At 64.0% G+C, this 16,699-nt stretch carries 13 protein-coding genes, 1 tRNA gene and 1 pseudogene; 7 read left to right on the plus strand and 8 right to left on the minus strand.

Annotated elements, in window-relative coordinates:
* Positions 1-109 precede the first annotated feature (109 nt).
* From JI749_RS12545 to JI749_RS12555, 3 genes are read left to right on the plus strand one after another with little or no spacing between them, the layout of a single operon-like run.
* On the plus strand, positions 110-562 hold the full coding sequence (locus JI749_RS12545) for a YeeE/YedE family protein (RefSeq protein WP_201654349.1): 453 nt from the start codon (positions 110-112) through the stop codon (positions 560-562).
* On the plus strand, positions 562-1,032 hold the full coding sequence (locus JI749_RS12550; RefSeq protein WP_201654352.1) for a DUF6691 family protein: 471 nt from the start codon (positions 562-564) through the stop codon (positions 1,030-1,032). Before JI749_RS12545 ends, JI749_RS12550 begins: the two co-directional genes overlap by 1 nt.
* Positions 1,029-2,183 carry an FAD-dependent monooxygenase gene (locus JI749_RS12555; protein ID WP_201654355.1) on the plus strand — a complete coding sequence of 385 codons (1,155 nt, stop codon included), beginning with the start codon at positions 1,029-1,031 and terminating at the stop codon, positions 2,181-2,183. Before JI749_RS12550 ends, JI749_RS12555 begins: the two co-directional genes overlap by 4 nt.
* A gap of 82 nt (positions 2,184-2,265) precedes the next feature.
* Here JI749_RS12555 and JI749_RS12560 read toward each other — a convergent pair whose 3' ends face one another.
* The 4 genes and pseudogenes from JI749_RS12560 to JI749_RS12575 form a co-directional block, all read right to left on the minus strand.
* The gene (locus tag JI749_RS12560; RefSeq protein ID WP_201654358.1) at positions 2,266-3,012 is read right to left on the minus strand and encodes an invasion associated locus B family protein; all 747 of its coding nucleotides are present in this window, start codon (positions 3,010-3,012) and stop codon (positions 2,266-2,268) included.
* 144 nt (positions 3,013-3,156) lie between these two features.
* Positions 3,157-6,642: pseudogene (gene mfd, locus JI749_RS12565) on the minus strand (transcription-repair coupling factor).
* Positions 6,639-6,893 carry an FAD assembly factor SdhE gene (locus JI749_RS12570; RefSeq protein WP_233280745.1) on the minus strand — a complete coding sequence of 85 codons (255 nt, stop codon included), beginning with the start codon at positions 6,891-6,893 and terminating at the stop codon, positions 6,639-6,641. Before JI749_RS12570 ends, mfd begins: the two are co-directional and overlap by 4 nt.
* Before the next feature lie 103 nt (positions 6,894-6,996).
* The gene (locus JI749_RS12575) at positions 6,997-7,155 is read right to left on the minus strand and encodes a hypothetical protein (RefSeq protein WP_201654364.1); all 159 of its coding nucleotides are present in this window, start codon (positions 7,153-7,155) and stop codon (positions 6,997-6,999) included.
* A 126-nt stretch (positions 7,156-7,281) separates the two neighbouring features.
* On the opposite strand from JI749_RS12575, the gene recG reads away from it, so the two are divergent.
* Positions 7,282-9,390, plus strand: coding sequence for an ATP-dependent DNA helicase RecG (gene recG / locus JI749_RS12580; RefSeq protein ID WP_201654367.1), 2,109 nt, complete (start codon positions 7,282-7,284; stop codon positions 9,388-9,390).
* 6 nt (positions 9,391-9,396) lie between these two features.
* On the opposite strand, the gene glmS is transcribed toward recG, so the two are convergent.
* Positions 9,397-11,223, minus strand: a complete 1,827-nt coding sequence (glmS, locus tag JI749_RS12585) for a glutamine--fructose-6-phosphate transaminase (isomerizing) (protein WP_201654370.1) — start codon at positions 11,221-11,223, stop codon at positions 9,397-9,399.
* Between the two features lies 1 nt (position 11,224).
* Positions 11,225-12,580 (minus strand): bifunctional UDP-N-acetylglucosamine diphosphorylase/glucosamine-1-phosphate N-acetyltransferase GlmU, encoded by a 1,356-nt coding sequence (gene glmU, locus JI749_RS12590; RefSeq protein WP_201654373.1) that lies wholly within the window; start codon positions 12,578-12,580, stop codon positions 11,225-11,227.
* 139 nt (positions 12,581-12,719) lie between these two features.
* On the opposite strand from glmU, the gene JI749_RS12595 reads away from it, so the two are divergent.
* The 3 genes from JI749_RS12595 (at position 12,720) to JI749_RS12605 (ending at position 14,239) form a co-directional block, all read left to right on the plus strand.
* Positions 12,720-13,508, plus strand: coding sequence for a hypothetical protein (locus JI749_RS12595; protein ID WP_201654376.1), 789 nt, complete (start codon positions 12,720-12,722; stop codon positions 13,506-13,508).
* Positions 13,509-13,609: 101 nt separating this feature from the next.
* Positions 13,610-13,684: transfer RNA gene (locus JI749_RS12600), tRNA-Lys, on the plus strand.
* A gap of 27 nt (positions 13,685-13,711) precedes the next feature.
* Positions 13,712-14,239: a hypothetical protein gene (locus JI749_RS12605; RefSeq protein WP_201654378.1), complete on the plus strand. Its 528-nt coding sequence runs from the start codon at positions 13,712-13,714 to the stop codon at positions 14,237-14,239.
* Positions 14,240-14,272: 33 nt separating this feature from the next.
* Here the strand turns inward: JI749_RS12605 and map are convergent, their stop codons facing one another.
* A complete protein-coding gene (map, locus tag JI749_RS12610) occupies positions 14,273-15,028 on the minus strand; it encodes a type I methionyl aminopeptidase (protein ID WP_201654381.1) in 756 nt (251 codons plus the stop codon).
* Between the two features lie 41 nt (positions 15,029-15,069).
* Positions 15,070-16,698, minus strand: coding sequence for a glucose-6-phosphate isomerase (gene pgi / locus JI749_RS12615; protein WP_201654385.1), 1,629 nt, complete (start codon positions 16,696-16,698; stop codon positions 15,070-15,072).
* Position 16,699 lies beyond the last annotated feature (1 nt).

A 16,699-nucleotide genomic window follows, 5' to 3' on the forward strand; every position in this document is an offset into this window, starting at 1 on the left:
TTTTCCTCGCCGGGCGGGTCGGGCGGCACAAAGTCGCTGCCGCCAAGCTGGTCGTGGCGCAATGGCAGGTGCTAACGTCGCGGAGTTAGCCCTTTTGCGAGTGACCTAAATGGAATCGTTCACGCCGCTCACTGCCATCGCGGGTGGCGCCCTTATCGGGCTTGCCACGTCGGTGCTCTGGCTCGGCAATGGCCGGATTGCCGGCATTTCGGGCATCTTCGGCCAATTGCTGCCACCGGCGCAAACTGCGATCTGGCGCCTGGTGTTCCTGGTTGCCCTGGTCGCCGGTGCGTTTCTAACCGCGAGGCTTCTGCCCGACCTTGGCGTAGGGGGAACCGAGTCACCGCGGCTCATTGACGCCCCGGCCGCCTGGAACATTGCAACGCCGGTCTGGTTGGCCATTGCGGGCCTCCTCACCGGTCTTGGCACCAAGATCGGCAATGGCTGCACCTCGGGCCACGGCGTCTGCGGGCTGGCGCGCCTCTCCCCACGCTCGCTGGTGGCAACACTCGTGTTTTTTGCCGTAGCCGTGCTCACCGTCGCCATCACAGGAGTCGTCTGATGGCCAATCTCAAGCTTCCCTACCTAGCCACCGCCGCATTGAGTGGCGTGCTATTCGGCGCGGGGCTCTATGTCTCGCAAATGGTCGACCCCCTCAAGGTGCTACGCTTCCTCGACTTCGGCGCAATCCCCGAGGGCGGCTGGGACCCGAGCCTTGCCCTGGTGATGGTATCGGCTCTCACGGTCATGTTTGTTGCGGTTCGCATCGGAAAGCGCCGCGGCACACCCCTGTTCGACAGGGCGTTCCATGAACCCGAATACAGCAAGATCGATAGCCGCCTCGTTGGTGGGGCCGCGCTCTTCGGCATTGGCTGGGGCATGGCCGGCATATGTCCGGGCCCAGCCATATCCCTGCTCGCATTCCTGCCCGACAACCTCTGGATCTTCCTGCTGGCCATGTTTGCCGGTTCTTTTGCCGGGAGCGCGATCATACCGAGCGGCCATGCTCGACGGCTGGCGGACGCGAAATGAGCAAGCATGATGCCGATGCAATCGTGGTTGGGGGCGGCCTGGCTGGCATAGCCGCAGCCATTGCCGTGGCCACATCTGGCCTCAGGACCATCCATCTCGCACCGGCGGGCCCGCCCGATCGACGGACGTCTGCCCTGATGATGCCAAGCGTGGATTATCTCCGTAGCGCTGGACTTATCGGGGAACCCGCCGAACTTGGCCACGCCCTCACCCAAATCCGCATTATCGATGCCACCAACCGCTTGATCCGAGCGCCTGAGACGCTGTTTGACGCCCAGGAAGCAGGGCTACCGGCCTTCGGCTGGAACTTTGCCAATACCCACCTCATGGAGAGCTTCCACGAGGTTGCGACCACCTTGCCCAATCTCGAGACGCGCCCGATCGGAGCCACCGAGCTTGCGGAAAATACGCTGACGCTCGGTGACGGGAGCCGCCTTTCTGCGCCTCTGATCGTGGGCGCCGACGGCAAGAAGTCGCTGGTGCGGGCGGCAGCAGGAATCTCGGCGCGCGAACGCCAGTTCGATCAGGCCGCCCTGGTCTGCGACCTCGATCTGGGCCGCTCGATCGGCGGCGCATCCATCGAGTTCCACTATCCGCAGGGGCCGTTCACGCTGGTCCCGGCAGGTGGCAATCGCGCCAACCTGGTGTGGATCGATGACCGCGCGGCGCTCGAGACCGCCAAGGCCGGCGGCGAGGCAACCCTCCTGGCGGCGTTCACCGACAAGTCGCAACGGCTGTTCGGCAAGATCGCGCTGGCGGGCCCTGCCTTCGTGTTTCCGCTCAGCACCCTTAGTGTGGACCAGGCCGGCACCAATAGCGTCGTGCTGGTCGGCGAAGCTGCTCACGCCTTTCCACCGATTGGCGCGCAGGGACTCAACCTCGGCTTGCGCGACGTTGCCGATCTGGCGGCAGCGCTGGCAGCGGTGGATCGTACGGCGGACGATTGGGCCGGTCGCGTCAGCGCAGACTATAGCGCGCGGCGTGCCGGCGACCTCGCCAGAACGGGCGGCATGGTGGATACCCTGTTCCGATCGCTGCTGGCAGAAATGTTGCCAGCCCAGGCCCTGCGCGCCGGCGGGCTATGGGCCCTCAAGCTTGCCCCGGCCCTGCGCCGGCAGGCGTTTGCCGTGGGCATGGGCAGCCGGGCCTAGTTCAGAGGCAACGCAGGACGGCATCCAAGACAAACAAAAAGGGCGCCTTTTCCGGCGCCCCTTCAATTCTGGTCGGCGGCCCTTACTGGGCCGGTGCTTCAGCCGGGGTTTCGGCCGGCGGGGTGGTTCCTTCGGCAGGAGCCGTACCACCATCGAGCTGGCGACGAAGTTCTTCGGCACGATCCTGGAGCACCTGTTCCAGTGCGTTCTCGCCCGAGGTTTCCTGGCGGAATTCGTCGAAGGTCAGGGCGGCCTCGCCATCATAGGCGGCGGTAAAGCCGGCAAGGGTGATCTCGATCGTCAGGTCCTGGTTCTGGCGGTTCTTGGCGGTGAGCTTGAGCACCCCACCCTTCTTGAGCGAATTGACATACTGCTCGTTGATGACCAGCTGCGTGGCGCAGGAGGTCGGATCGCACAGCATATAGGGCACGCGGATGGGCTTGGCCCCGTCGATCTGCCAGGTCAGGCCGAACGGCAGCAGCACACCGAGCGGCACGGCGGCAACGGCCAGCAGGCGGCTTTCCTGGCCCGGATCGTCGCGCAGCAGGAAGGAGCCCAGGAACTGGCCATTGGCCAGCACAACCTGGCGCATGATGCAGGCCTTCTGGCCATCGGGCAGCGGATCGCAGACCTTGAGCCAGTTGGAGGCGGGGGTGGCGGCGGCATCGGCGGCCGGCGCGGCAGCGTCCGTCGCGGCAGGTGCCTCAGCAGCGGGGGCCTCGGCAGCAGGCGCCTCGGCCGGGGTCGTTTCCTGCGCATAAGCCGACAAAGGGGACAGCATGAGCGCGGCCACCGCAAAACCGGCGACGAGGGGTTTCCTGAGGTTCATAGAATTTCCTTGGCTTCTTTGGCGGTCCCGGTGACTTCTGCCACCTTGAGAATTGAACTGCCCTTCAAGTGCTGAATTCGGGCAATAACATGACCGATAGTGCTTGCCAAAGCATTATGGCGAGACAGGGTTGACGCACGCCGCTCAGGAGGCATTTTCGGCCAGTTTCGCCAGGCGCGACAGGATTGCCGCTGCTCCCTTGAGCCGATCATTTGGCGTCGGCCAGTTCCGCGCGAACACGAGTTTCTGATCGGGTTTGATGCGAACCTGGTTGGCGGGATCGCTGACCAGGCGGACCAGGGCACCCGGATTGGGAAACTCGTTATTGCGCAGGCTGATCACCGCGCCCTTGGGGCCTGCATCGACCTTTTCGACATTGGCCTGGCGGCATAGCGCCTTTACCAGGATGACCTTGAGCAAGGCCTCGACCTCTTCCGGCAATGGCCCGAAACGGTCGATCAGTTCGGCACCTGCGGCATCGATATCCCTGATATCAGTGAGATCGCCCAGGCGCCGGTAAAGCTGCATGCGCAACTGCAGGTCTGGCACATAATGCTCGGGGATCATCACCGGCATGCCCAGCGATATCTGCGGGCTCCACTCGTTGCGATCCTCGTACTCCTCGTCGCCGCTCTTGAGGTTGGCCACCGCTTCCTCCAGCATGGCCTGGTAGAGCTCGTAGCCCACCTCACGGATATGGCCGGACTGCTCGTCGCCGAGCAGGTTGCCGGCGCCACGGATATCAAGGTCGTGGCTGGCGAGCTGGAAGCCTGCGCCCAGCGATTCCAACGATTGCAGCACGCCCAGGCGCCGCTCGGCCGTGTCGGTGAGTTTGCGATCGGCTGGTACCGTGAACAGCGCGTAGGCGCGCGCTTTGGCCCGGCCGATTCGACCACGTATCTGGTAGAGCTGGGCCAGGCCGAAATGGTCGGCACGATGCACGATCAGCGTATTGGCGTTCGGGATATCGAGTCCCGATTCCACGATGGTCGTCGCCACCAGGACGTCGAACTTGTTGTCGTAGAAGGCATTCATGATGTCGTCGAGTTCGCCCGGCGCCATCTGGCCGTTGGCGACGACGAAGCTGACCTCGGGCACCTGCTGTTTCAGGAACTCGGCAATCTCGTGCTGGTCCTTGATGCGTGGCACCACATAGAAGCTCTGGCCGCCGCGATACTTTTCGCGCAGCAGCGCCTCTCGGATCGACAGTGCGTCGAAGGGCGAGATGAAGGTGCGGATGGCCAGGCGATCCACAGGTGGCGTCGCCAGGAGGCTCAAGTCGCGCACGCCGGTTAGCGCCAGTTGCAGGGTGCGCGGAATCGGCGTCGCCGTCAGCGTCAGCACATGCACATTGGCCTTGAGCTCCTTGAGACGCTCCTTGTGGCCCACGCCGAAGTGCTGCTCTTCGTCGATGATGAGCAGGCCGAGGTCCTTGAACTTGATGGTCTTGCTCAAGAGGGCATGTGTGCCGACGACGATATCGACCTGCCCGTCGGCCAGGCCTTCCTTGGTGGCCTTGAGTTCGGCCGCGCTGACCATGCGCGAGGCATGGCGCACCCGTACCGGCAAGCCTTTGAAGCGTTCCGAGAAGGTCTTGAAATGCTGACGCGACAGCAGCGTCGTCGGCACGACAACTGCCACCTGCTTGCCGCTCAACGCAACAGCGAATGCCGCGCGCAGCGCCACTTCTGTCTTGCCGAAGCCCACGTCGCCGCAGACCAGCCGATCCATGACGCGGCCCGATGTCACGTCGTCGAACACCGCCTCGATGGCGGCCATCTGGTCCTCGGTCTCCTCATAGGGGAAGCGCGCCGCGAACTCGTCATAAGCGCCCGGATTGATCTAGACGACATCGGCCTTGGTGAGCAGACGCGCAGCGGCGATCTTGATGAGCTGCTCCGCCATTTCGCGGATGCGCTTCTTGAGCTTGCCCTTCTTGGCCTGCCAGGCAACGCCGCCCAGCTTGTCGAGCGTGACGTTGCCGTCGTCGGTGCCGTAGCGGGTAAGCAGCTCGATATTCTCGACCGGCAGGTAAAGCTTGGTGTCACCGCCATATTCGAGCTCGACGCATTCATGCGGCGCGCCGCCGGCCTCGATGACCTTGAGCCCGATGAAGCGGCCGATACCGTGGTCGACATGCACCACCAGGTCGCCGGCATTGAGGCTCGCCGCCTCGGTCAGCGCGTCGGAAGCCTTCTTCTTGCGCTGCGGCCGCAGGATGCGCTCGCCCAGGATGTCCTGCTCGCTGAGCACCAGCAGGTCCTTGGTTTCGAAACCCGTCTCGAGCGGCAACACGACCAGTGACGTCGTCGCCGCACTCGTTGTCTCGGCATCGCGCCAATTCTCTGCCAGACGCGGATTGGTCAGGCCATGGTCCTTGAGCACCTGCACCATGCGGTCGCGGGTGCCGGTGCTCCAGCAGGCGATGACGGCCCGCCTGCCCTCGCGACGCTCCGCCAGCAAGCGGTCGACCACAGCCTGGAAAAGGTTGGTATCGGTGGCCTGGCGTTCGGCCGCGAAGCTGGGCGCGATGTGCCCGCCGGCGTCGTCGTTAGCTTTGGTGCCGGGCGCCATGAACTGGCTGAGCTGGATCACCGAAGCGCCAGCCAGTCCGTACGGATGCTGGTCCACGGCGTAGAGCAGTTCTGGCTTGATCGGCTTATAGGGTGCCCCTGCCCCGGCAACCACTGGCGCCAGCCGTGCCGCCTCGCGTGCCTCGTAATAGTCACGCACCTGCGTCACGCGATCGGCATAGGCCTCCGCTGCCTGCTCGTCGAAGACGAACGGCGCGTCGCCGACATAGTCGGCCAGCGCATCGAGGTGCTCATAGAAGAAGGGCAGCCAGTGCTCGGTGCCCGAATAGCGCGAGCCGCCGCTGACCGACGCGTAGAGCGTGTCATCGACCGTGTTGCCGCCAAAGGTCGCCGTGTAGTTCTGGCGGAAGCGCCGAATGGTCTCGTCCGTAAGCACGACCTCGCTCATCGGCGTCAGGTCGACGCGCTTGAGCTGGCCCGTGGTGCGTTGCGAGTCCGGATCGAACGTGCGGATCGATTCGAGCTGGCTGCCGAAGAAGTCGAAGCGCAACGGCGCCTCGGCGCTGGCCGGGAACAGGTCGATCAGGCCGCCACGCACCGCGTACTCGCCGCTCTCACGCACGGTCGGCACGCGCAGATACCCGTTGTTCGCCGCCCAGGCGATCAGCTTGTCGCTGTCCACGACTCGACCGGTTGCCGCCGAGAAGGACATGGTTTCGACCACGTCGCGCGGCGGCAATTTCTGGATCAGCGCATTGACCGCCGTCAGCACCACCGCGCCCTTGGCGCCCGATGTCAGCGCTGCCAGCGTGTTCATGCGGGCCGCGATGGTGACATTGTTGGGCGACACCCGATCATAGGGCAAGCAATCCCAGGCCGGCAGCGTCAGGATGGTGTGCCCCGGCAGCATGGCGGTCAGAATATCGGCCATGCGCTGCAGGCGTCGCCCGTCGCGCGCCACGAAAACCAGGCTCGCCGCGTCGTCTGGCGCCGCCTCGATACGCTGCTGCACCAAACGCGCCAGCACCATCGGCTGCATGCCGTCCGGGACATTGGCGATGGTGCGCGTCGGACGCTGCGGGCTGAGTTCGTTCATTTGGTGAGACGGGCCTGGTGGTCGGCGATCACCTGGGCAAGAAAGCCGCGATCGACATTGGCGGGCGGCTCTTCCTGACCCATGACCCATTTGAGCAGAGGGGGATCTTCCTCGCTCATCAAGGCCTCCAGCCGGTCGAGCTGGGCATGGTCCATCGCGTCGGTATGGGCGTCGGCATAGGGCCCCAACACCAGGTCCATCTCCCGGGTTCCACGGTGCCACGCACGATAGCGCAGCTTCTTTCGGCGCATGGAAATGTCTTCACCGGCTGTCATTTGACGACCATGATCCCGTTTGTTCCCGATTTGGACGCTTCTCTTACGCGTATTGAGGCGGCTTGTCAGCACACCGCAGTCAAATGATCTCGCCCATTGCGGCAGCCAGCAGACAGGCCACCACGATGGCTGCAGCCCAGCACAGGCCGGCTAGTACGACAACGACGGTAAGGCTGCGCCGTTGCAGCCAGTGCAGCGCATGCAGCGGATATCGGCGTAGCGGGCCCCAGATTCGCACCGTTCCTCCCCCGAAGAGCGATCTGGCAATTAGCAACGGACGCCCTAAGAGAAGAGTTTCTCCCTGCCCGGTGATCAGATACTTCTGCTGGCAATCCTTATCTGCAACTGATTACCCGAGCCCGATTTGTCTCGCCCGGAATCCCTCTCGCCGCTGTTTGCCTCGCTACACTCCATCAAAGGTGTCGGCGACAAGCTGGCTGCGCTGCTGACGCGGTATTTCGGGGCGCCCGAGGGGCAAGAGGCGATCGCCCTCGATATCCTGATGCACATGCCTTCGGGGGTGGTCGACCGGCGTCGGCAGGTCGGCATAGCGGAGGCCTATCTCAACCAGATCGTCACGCTGAAGCTCCATATCGACCGCCATCAGCTGCCGCCGCGCGGCCGGCCGCAGGTACCGCATCGGGTCTTCGCACATGATGAAACTGGCGATGTCAGCCTGGTTTATTTCGGGAGCCAGGGCGGCTGGGTGGAAAAGCTCCTGCCGGTGGGCGAGGAACGCTTTGTCTCCGGCAAAATCGACTTCTTCAATGGCGAAAAGCAGATCACCCATCCGGACTATGTCGTGGAGGCCGACAAGTTCGCCACCTTGCCCTTGGTCGAACCGGTCTATCCGCTGACCCAGGGCTTGAGCTCCAAGGCCTTGGCCAAGCTGGTGCGGCAGGTGCTCGATGGCCTTCCAGCGCTCCCCGAATGGATTGCCGCCGACACGATGGCGCAGCGCAAGTGGCCATCCTTCGGGGAGGCCATGCGCGCGGTGCACATCCCTGATAATCCCGAGGAAGCCCAATTGTGGGCCCCTGCCCGCATGAGGCTGGCCTATGACGAATATCTGGCCGGCCAGATCACGCTGCAATTGATCCGCTCAACGATGGTGGCGGCGCGCGGCATTGCGCGCAGCTTTACTGGCGAGATCACCGAGCGCGTGACGCATGCGCTGCCGTTCTCGCTGACTGAGGGACAGCAAGCGGCCGTGGACGAGATTCGTGCCGATCTCGCTTCACCCGACCGCATGTCGCGTCTGCTGCAGGGCGATGTCGGCGCCGGCAAGACCGTAGTCGCCTTGATGGCCATGGCCGCCATGGCCGAAAGCGGCGCGCAGTCGGCCATGATGGCGCCGACCGAATTGCTGGCCGCGCAGCATTTCAAGACCCTCAAGCCACTTTGCGATCAGGCAGGACTTGGCTGCGAACTGCTGACCGGCAAGATGCCCGCAGCCGAGCGCAGGGCCAAGCTGGCCGGAATCGCCAGCGGCAAAACCACCGTCGTGGTCGGCACTCACGCCTTGTTCCAGTCCGGTGTCGAATTCCACAATCTGGGCCTGACTGTCGTCGACGAGCAGCACCGCTTCGGCGTGCACCAGCGCCTTGCCCTCTCCGACAAGGGCAAGCACACCGATCTGCTGGTGATGACTGCGACGCCGATCCCCCGTACGCTGGTCCTCACCCATTTTGGCGATATGGCCGTCAGCGTGCTGCGCGAAAAGCCGCGCGGCCGCCAGCCCATCGATACCGCGGTCCTGTCTATTGGTGACTATTACCGTGTAATCTCCCGGCTCCGCACCCGACTGGATGAAGGCGCCCAGGCGTTCTGGGTCTGCCCGCTGGTGGAAGAGAGCGAGCATCTCGAAGTCGTCGCCGCCGAAGATCGCTTTGCCGAGTTGCAGAAGGTGTTCGGCGATCAGGTCGCGCTCGTCCATGGCCGAATGAGCGCGGCCGCCAAGCAGGAGGTGATGCAGCGTTTCGCGGCCAACGAGCTCAAACTGCTGGTGGCGACGACGGTCATTGAAGTGGGCGTCGACGTGCCCAATGCCTCGATCATGATTATCGAGCATGCCGAACGGTTTGGCCTCGCGCAGCTCCACCAGTTACGTGGTCGCGTCGGGCGCGGCTCGCAGCGTTCGGCTTGCCTGTTGCTCTACAAGGACCCGCTCAGCGAAACGGCCAAAGCGCGCCTGGAAACGATAAAGTCGACCGAAGACGGTTTCGAGATTGCCGAGAAGGACCTCGAACTTCGCGGACAGGGCGATGTGCTGGGTACCCGCCAGTCGGGCATGCCGGGCTATCGGCTTGCGGTGCCTGACGTGCACAGGCACCTGCTCGATTACGCCCATGACGAAGCCAAGGACTTGCTCAGGCGCAATCCCGGTCTCAGCGGGCCGGACGGCGAAGCCGCCCGTATGCTGCTCTACTTGTTCAGGAAAGACCTGGCGATCCCGCTGATCAGGGCGGGATAGTCTCCACTACTCCACCGTCACCGACTTCGCCAGGTTGCGCGGTTGGTCGACGTCGGTGCCCATGAACACGGCCGTATGGTAGGCCAGTAACTGGACCGGAATGGTCGCCAGGATCGGCGCGACGAAGCTCGAAACGTGGGGAATGACAATGATATCGGCCACGCCATGGCCGACGGTTTGCGCTCCTTCGGCATCGGTGATGAGGATGATCTTGCCGCCGCGGGCCGCGACTTCCTGCATGTTAGAGAGGGTCTTGTCGACCAGCTCGTCCGACGGCGCCACGACGATGACCGGCATGTCCTCGTCGACCAGGGCGATCGGGCCGTGCTTCAGTTCACCTGCTGCATAACCTTCGGCGTGGATGTAGCTGATTTCCTTGAGCTTCAGCGCGCCTTCCATGGCGATCGGGAACATCGGACCGCGGCCGAGATAAAGCACATCCTTCGCCTTGCTCAGCCGCTTGGCGATGTCGATGATCTGCGCTTCGGTCGCCAGCGCCTGTGAAACCGCCGTCGGCAAGCCTGTCAGCGCCCGCACGAATTCTTGCTCTTTGCCGGCCTCCAGCACGCCGCGGGCACGCCCGGCAGCAACGGCCAGGCTTGCCAATGCCGTCAGTTGCGCGGTCAGTGCCTTGGTCGACGCCACGCCGATTTCAGGACCGCACAAAATCGGGAACACCACCGAGGATTCCCGGGCGATGGTGGATTCCAGTGTATTTACCAGCGAGGCGACATGCTGGCCCTGTCCGGCGCAGTAGCGTAGCGCCGCCAGCGTATCGGCGGTTTCACCGGACTGCGAAATGAACAGCGACAGCCCACCCTTCTCCAGTGGCGGTTCGCGGTAGCGGAACTCGCTGGCGACATCGATGTCCACCGGCAGCCGGGCGTAGCGCTCGAACCAGTATTTTGCCACCGCGCCAGCGAAATAGGCGGTGCCGCATGCGCTGATCGTCAGGCGGCTGAGGTCGGACCAGTCGAAGGGCAATGTTTCACGGATGGCGACCTTCTCGGCCCCCATGTCCACATAGTGGCTGAGGGTGTGCGAAATGGTTTCGGGCTGCTCGTAGATTTCCTTGGCCATGAAGTGACGGTGGTTGCCCTTGTCGACAATCAGCGCCGATGCCTGCGAGATCATCAGTTCGCGCTGGACGATGGCGTCCTTGCCGTCGCGGATCGTCACGCCCTTATGGGTGATGACTGCCCAATCGCCGTCTTCGAGGTAGGTCAGGCGCGAGGTGAACGGGGCCAGCGCCATGGCGTCCGAGCCCAGATACATTTCGGTCGTGCCGTAACCGATGGCCAGCGGCGCGCCGTGACGGGCCGCGATCAGCAGGCCGTCTTCGCCCTTGAACAGGAACGCGAGGGCAAAGGCCCCGCGCAACTGCTTGAGGGTGCGCGCTACGGACAGTTCCGGATCGGCACCGTTGGCGAGTTCGCGCGTCACCCACAGGGCCACTGCTTCGGTATCCGTCTGCGTCTTGGGGAGGTAGCCGTCCTTGGCCAGGTCGGCCAGCATCTCGCGGTAGTTCTCGATGATGCCATTATGGACAACCGCGACGCGGTCGGTGGCATGAGGATGGGCATTGAGTTCGGTCGGAGCGCCGTGGGTGGCCCAACGCGTGTGGCCGATGCCGATGCGGCCGGTCAGCGGCTCGAAGCTCAGCTTCTGCGCCAGGTTGCCCAGCTTACCCTCGGCGCGGCGGCGCGAAATGCCGCCGTCTTCGAGCGTCGCCACCCCGGCGCTGTCGTAGCCACGGTATTCCAGGCGCTTGAGCGCGTCCACCAGCCGGGTAGCAACCGGTTCGCTGCCTACAATGCCGACAATGCCACACATGTCAGTTGCCCTTCTTGGCTTGCTTCTTGGCCTTGGCGGCCGCGAAAATTTCCTTTGCCCGACCGGGCTTGACCACCTGGCGGGCGCGGCCGAGCGCCAGCGCGTCATCCGCCACATCCTCGGTGATGACGCTGCCGCTGGCCACCAGCGCGCCGGCGCCGACGTTCACCGGCGCCACCAGCGCCGCGTTGGAGCCGATGAAGGCGCCATCGCCCACGACGGTCCGGTGCTTGTTGTAGCCATCATAGTTCACCGTGATCACGCCGGCACCGATATTGACGTCGGCGCCAATGCTCGCGTCGCCGATATAGGTGAGATGGCTGACCTTGGCGCCCTTGCCGATCTCGGCCTTCTTGATCTCGACGAAATTGCCAACCTTGACGCCTTCGGCCAGGTTGGCCTCGGGCCGCAGCCGGGCAAACGGGCCGACGGAGGCGTTGCGACCGATATGGGCGCCTTCGATATGGCTGAAGGCGTGGATGACAGCGCCTTCCTCGATCACCACACCGGGGCCGAACACCACGTTGGGCTCGATGGTCACGTCGCGGCCGATCTCGGTATCATAAGAAAACCAGACACTGCCCGGATCCTTGAGGGTGACGCCGGCCTGCATGAAGTCGGAACGGCGCAGTTGCTGAAACTGCGCCTCGGCGGCTGCAAGCCTGGTGCGATCATCCACGCCCATGACTTCGCCGGCATCGGCCTCGATGAACTCGACGCGGCGGCCGTCGCTGTTGGCCAGTTCGACGGCGTCGGTCAGGTAATATTCGCCCTTGGCGTTCTTGTTGCCGATCCGGTCGATGATGCTGCGCAGGGTCTCGGCGCGGAAGCCGATAATGCCAGAATTGGCGAGGCCGATCTTGCGTTCTTCCTCGGTGGCGTCGCGATGCTCGCGAATGGCCAGCAGCCGGCCGTCCTGGGTCAACAGCCTGCCGAGATTGGTTGGATCGGCGGGCCGATAGCCTACGACGACGATATCGGCGCCATCATTGAGCCGGCTGGCAATGGCGGCCACTGTGTCGCTGGAAACGAGCGGATTGTCGGCGTAAAGCACCACGACATTGCCCTGCGCACCGTCGAAGGCCTCGCGCGCCTGGCGCACGGCGTGGCCGGTCCCGAGCCGCTCGAGCTGGCTGAAAATGCGGGCACTGGCGCTGTGGCGGGTGACCTCGGCCTCGACGGCCTCATGGTTGGGCCCGACAACAACGCAGATGTCGGTGGCGCCGGAGCGGACCGCGGTACGCATCACATGGCCGACCATGGGCATGCCGCCAACCTGGTGCAGAACCTTGGGTGTCGCCGATCGCATGCGCGTGCCCTCGCCCGCAGCAAGAATGATCGACAGCAGTTCAGTCATGGAGTTTCTCCGGCACGTGCGTTTTGCGCACGCATTTTCACAAGATTATGGCACGCAACCGTTGGCGAACACATAACTGCCGCCGCATGGTTGATCCGGGCGCAAGATTTGATTCGATTGCGCGGTCAGGATAGTTGCATTGGCTAAAGCATCGGAACAATTCCGGCAATCGGACGTGACAACCTGGGGCATCGTGGCCTTGGTACTGTCGGGCATTGCCGTGATGGGGGCCAATGTTTCCGCCTTGATGCCGGCAGGCGTGCTGGCCGGGCTGCACAAGACCCGGATCGAGGGAGCCTCGATCGAGCAATTGCGGGCGCAGGTCAGCGAATTGCGGGAGGAACAGATCCGGCTCCGGCGCGAAACCAGCGTCCTCACCGCGCGGTTCTCGCTCGACGAGCAACGGGGCAACGAGATCACCCGCCGGGTTGGCGCATTGGAAGTCAGCCTGCCCAACCTGCTCGAAGCGCTGCCTGACAATGCCAATATCGACCGCAGCAACCTTACGGCCGCGATCGGCAAGGACCCCGCCCTGGTCTATGAAGCCGACGGCGGCTCCGTCGTTGTGCGCCATCAGCCGATGGCGGAAGCGCAACCGGCGCCGGCGGGCGAACAGCCCCTGCCCGAGCCGGTAACGGAGGTCGCGGCCATTCCAGTGCCGAACGAGGCCGTCTTCGGCGTAGCGCTTGGCCCTGCAGTGGCCTTCGAACAGGCGCCCGATGCGTGGCGCGACCTGACCATGAAGCTCGGACCGCTGCTGTTTGGAATGGCGCCGATGCTGGTGGACGAAGCCAACAGCGACAACAAGCGGCTTATCGTGGGGCCGATCAACCAGCTCTCGGAGGCAACCGCCCTATGCGCCAGGCTCGAACGCCTGTCGGTATCGTGCCTGCCCATGCCGTTTACCGGGACGCCGCTGGCCTATTAGCCCTTTCCGGCAGAGTGTCCGGCCATGCAGCGATTGCGGTTGACAGCAGAGGCAACGTGGCTATGTTCCGCCGCGACGCCAGCAGCGTCAGACTTTGGTGCGTGCCGGTAGCTCAGTGGTAGAGCATTCGACTTTTAATCGAATGGTCGAGGGTTCGACCCCCTCCCGGCATACCATTCCCAACTTCTGATCGGGCCGCTGCTTTGTCCCAGGATTTCACTGATCTGCTCAAGGTGCTGGCTACGGCGGCGCTGGTTTTTGCCGGCGGTACGCTGGCCATGCTCTATGTCATTTACCTCTTGGCGCAGTACGGCGCCAACCTGCCCATGGTGGGCTCGCTGCCGCTGAGCGCACCGCCTGAACTGGTGCCGATGCTGGCCGACAATCGCCTGTTCACCACGCTGGCCGCGGCGCATGTCACGGCCGCGGGCCTGGCGCTGCTGTTGACCAGCAATACGATCGACATGGCGCTGCTGATCACGTCGAAGGCGGTCTCCGTGGTGATCTCTGCCCTGCTCGGATTTGCGGGCGGACATATGATTTATCTGCAACTGACCGAGGGAACGCGCTTCGCGCTGGCGCCGCTTACCCCAGTCTTTATTGCGCTTGCGCTGTTTCTGGTTCTGTCTTCCGTGCTCAGCGTCCAAAACCTGCGCCAGCTTGGCAATTTGCGCTTCGTGGTCGCGGCCGGGATGATCGTGATGGGTCCCATGCTTCTGGTCTGGCTATAGGCGTTGCCTCTCCCTCGGAAAGGGTAAGCCTCCTCAAGCTGCCAGCGTCACCACCACCGCACCGCGCGGGGTTGCCACGACCGTGTGCTCGTACTGTACGCAGGGGGCGCTGGGCCGCGCCACCAGCGTCCATTCGTCGTCATCGGCTTTCTGGTCAGCCATCTTGCCGCCGAGCGACAGGAACGGCTCGATGGTGAAGACGAGGCCATTGGTCATGCGGCGGCGTTCGGATTTGTCCGGCCAGGTGGCGATTTCGCCGGGCTCGTCGTGAAGACTGTCACCGACGCCGTGGCTGGCCAGGTTCCGGATCAGCGTGTAGCCGCCCTTCTTGGCGAACTTGCCGATGGCGTCGCCAATGTCGGCCAGTGGCGCGCCGGCCTTGACCGCATTGATCCCTGCCCACATCGCTTTCTTGCCGTCGCGGCACAGAGCCACGACACGGCGGTCACCCTCGCCCAGCACGAAGGACGAACCGCAATCGGCGAAGACACCGTCCTTGACCGCCGAGACGTCGATGTTCACGAGGTCACCCTCGCGCAGCACGCGCTCGCCGGGGATACCGTGAGCGATTTCCTCGTTGACCGAAATGCAGGTATGGCCCGGGAAGTCATAGGTCACCATAGGCGCCGACAGCGCCCCATGCTCGGCCAGCAGCTTGGCGCCGATCTCGTCGAGCTCTATGGTGGTCATGCCCGGACGCATGGCCGAAGCCATCGCGTCCCGCGTAATCGCACAGATCCGGCCGATGGCCTTTAGCTTTTCCAGCTGCTCGTCGGTGGTGATGGTCACGAATGTCCTCCGCTAGGCGGCCTGCAGCCGGTTTGCGATCGTCACTTGTTGGCCAGATAGTAAGCCAGCAGGCCCTGGGTGGAGCTGTCGTGCCCTTCCCCGCTCTGCTTGCCCTCCACCTTGGGCAGCAGGGCCTTGGCGAGCTGCTTGCCCAGTTCGACGCCCCACTGGTCGTAGGAATTGATGTTCCAGATCACGCCCTGGGTGAACACCTTGTGCTCGTAGAGCGCGACCAGCGAGCCCAGCGTCTCGGGCGTCAGCTTTTCATAGAACAGCGTGTTGGACGGCCGGTTGCCCGGGAACATCTTGTGCGGGGTCAGTTCCTTGATGCGCGCCTTGCTCAGGCCCTGCGCCTTGAGTTCCTCGACCACCTCGACCTTGGTCTTGCCCAGCATCAACGCCTCGGACTGTGCCAGCACGTTGGCGACCAGCTTGTCGTGATGCGGCGGCAGCGATTCATGCGGCTTGGCGGCGATGAGGAAGTCGCAGGGAATGACGTCGGTGCCCTGGTGGATTAACTGGTAGAAAGCGTGCTGGCCATTGGTGCCCGGTTCGCCCCAGACGATGGGGCCAGTGGACCAGCCGACGGACTTGCCCGACAACGTCACCGACTTGCCGTTGGATTCCATGTCCTGCTGCTGGAGGTAGGCGGCAAAGCGGGACAGGCGCTGGTCGTAGGGCAGTACGGCATGGGTCGAGAAGCCCCAGGCGTTGCGATACCAGACGCCGAGCACCGCCATGATGACGGGGAGGTTGTCCTCGAGCGGGGCGCTGAGGAAGTGCCGGTCCATGGCGTCGGCGCCCTGGAGGAACTTGGCGAAATTATCGTAGCCAACGGCCAGGGCGATCGGCAGGCCGATGGCCGACCAGACCGAGTAGCGCCCGCCCACCCAGTCCCAGAAACCGAAAATGCGGTCTTCGCGGATGCCGAATTTGGCGCAGGCCGGAATGTTGGTCGAGACGGCGGCGAAGTGGTTGGGCACCGCCTCCTCGCCCAGCGTATCGGCGATCCAGTCGCGCGCCGAGTTGGCGTTGGTCATGGTCTCGTCGGTGGTGAAGGTCTTTGAGGCGACGATGAACAGCGTCTTCTTGGGGTCAAGGCGCTTGAGCACATCGTGAATGTGGGCGCCGTCGACGTTCGACACATAGTGGGCGCGCAGGTCGGCGCGGGTATAGGGCTCGAGCGCCAGGGTCACCATGGCAGGGCCGAGATCGGAACCGCCGATGCCGATATTGACGATGTCGGTAAACTGCGCGCCGCCATGGCCGCGGATTTCGCCGGAACGGATGGCGTTGGTATAGTTCTCGATGGCCTTCAGCACGGCGCGCACGTCGGGCATCACGTCCTTGCCGTCGACCGGCACAGGCTTGTCGCCCTGGTAGCGCAGGGCCATGTGCATCACGGCGCGGTCTTCGGTGATGTTGATATGCTCGCCCTCGCACATCTGGTCGCGCCGCTCCTCCACACCCGCGGCACGCGCCAGGTCGAACAGGGCGGACATGACATCGCCGTCGATCCGGTTCTTGGAATAATCGAGCAGGATGCCCGCGCCGGTCGCCGAATAGCGCTGGAAGCGATTGGGATCGATGGCGAACTGCTCACGCATCGTCACGTCATCGAGACGCTTGCGGTGCTTCATCAGCGAATTGAGCGCGGAGCCTTTTGCCATG

It is taken from the genome of Devosia oryziradicis (assembly GCF_016698645.1).
In the GTDB taxonomy this organism is placed as follows: domain Bacteria; phylum Pseudomonadota; class Alphaproteobacteria; order Rhizobiales; family Devosiaceae; genus Devosia; species Devosia oryziradicis.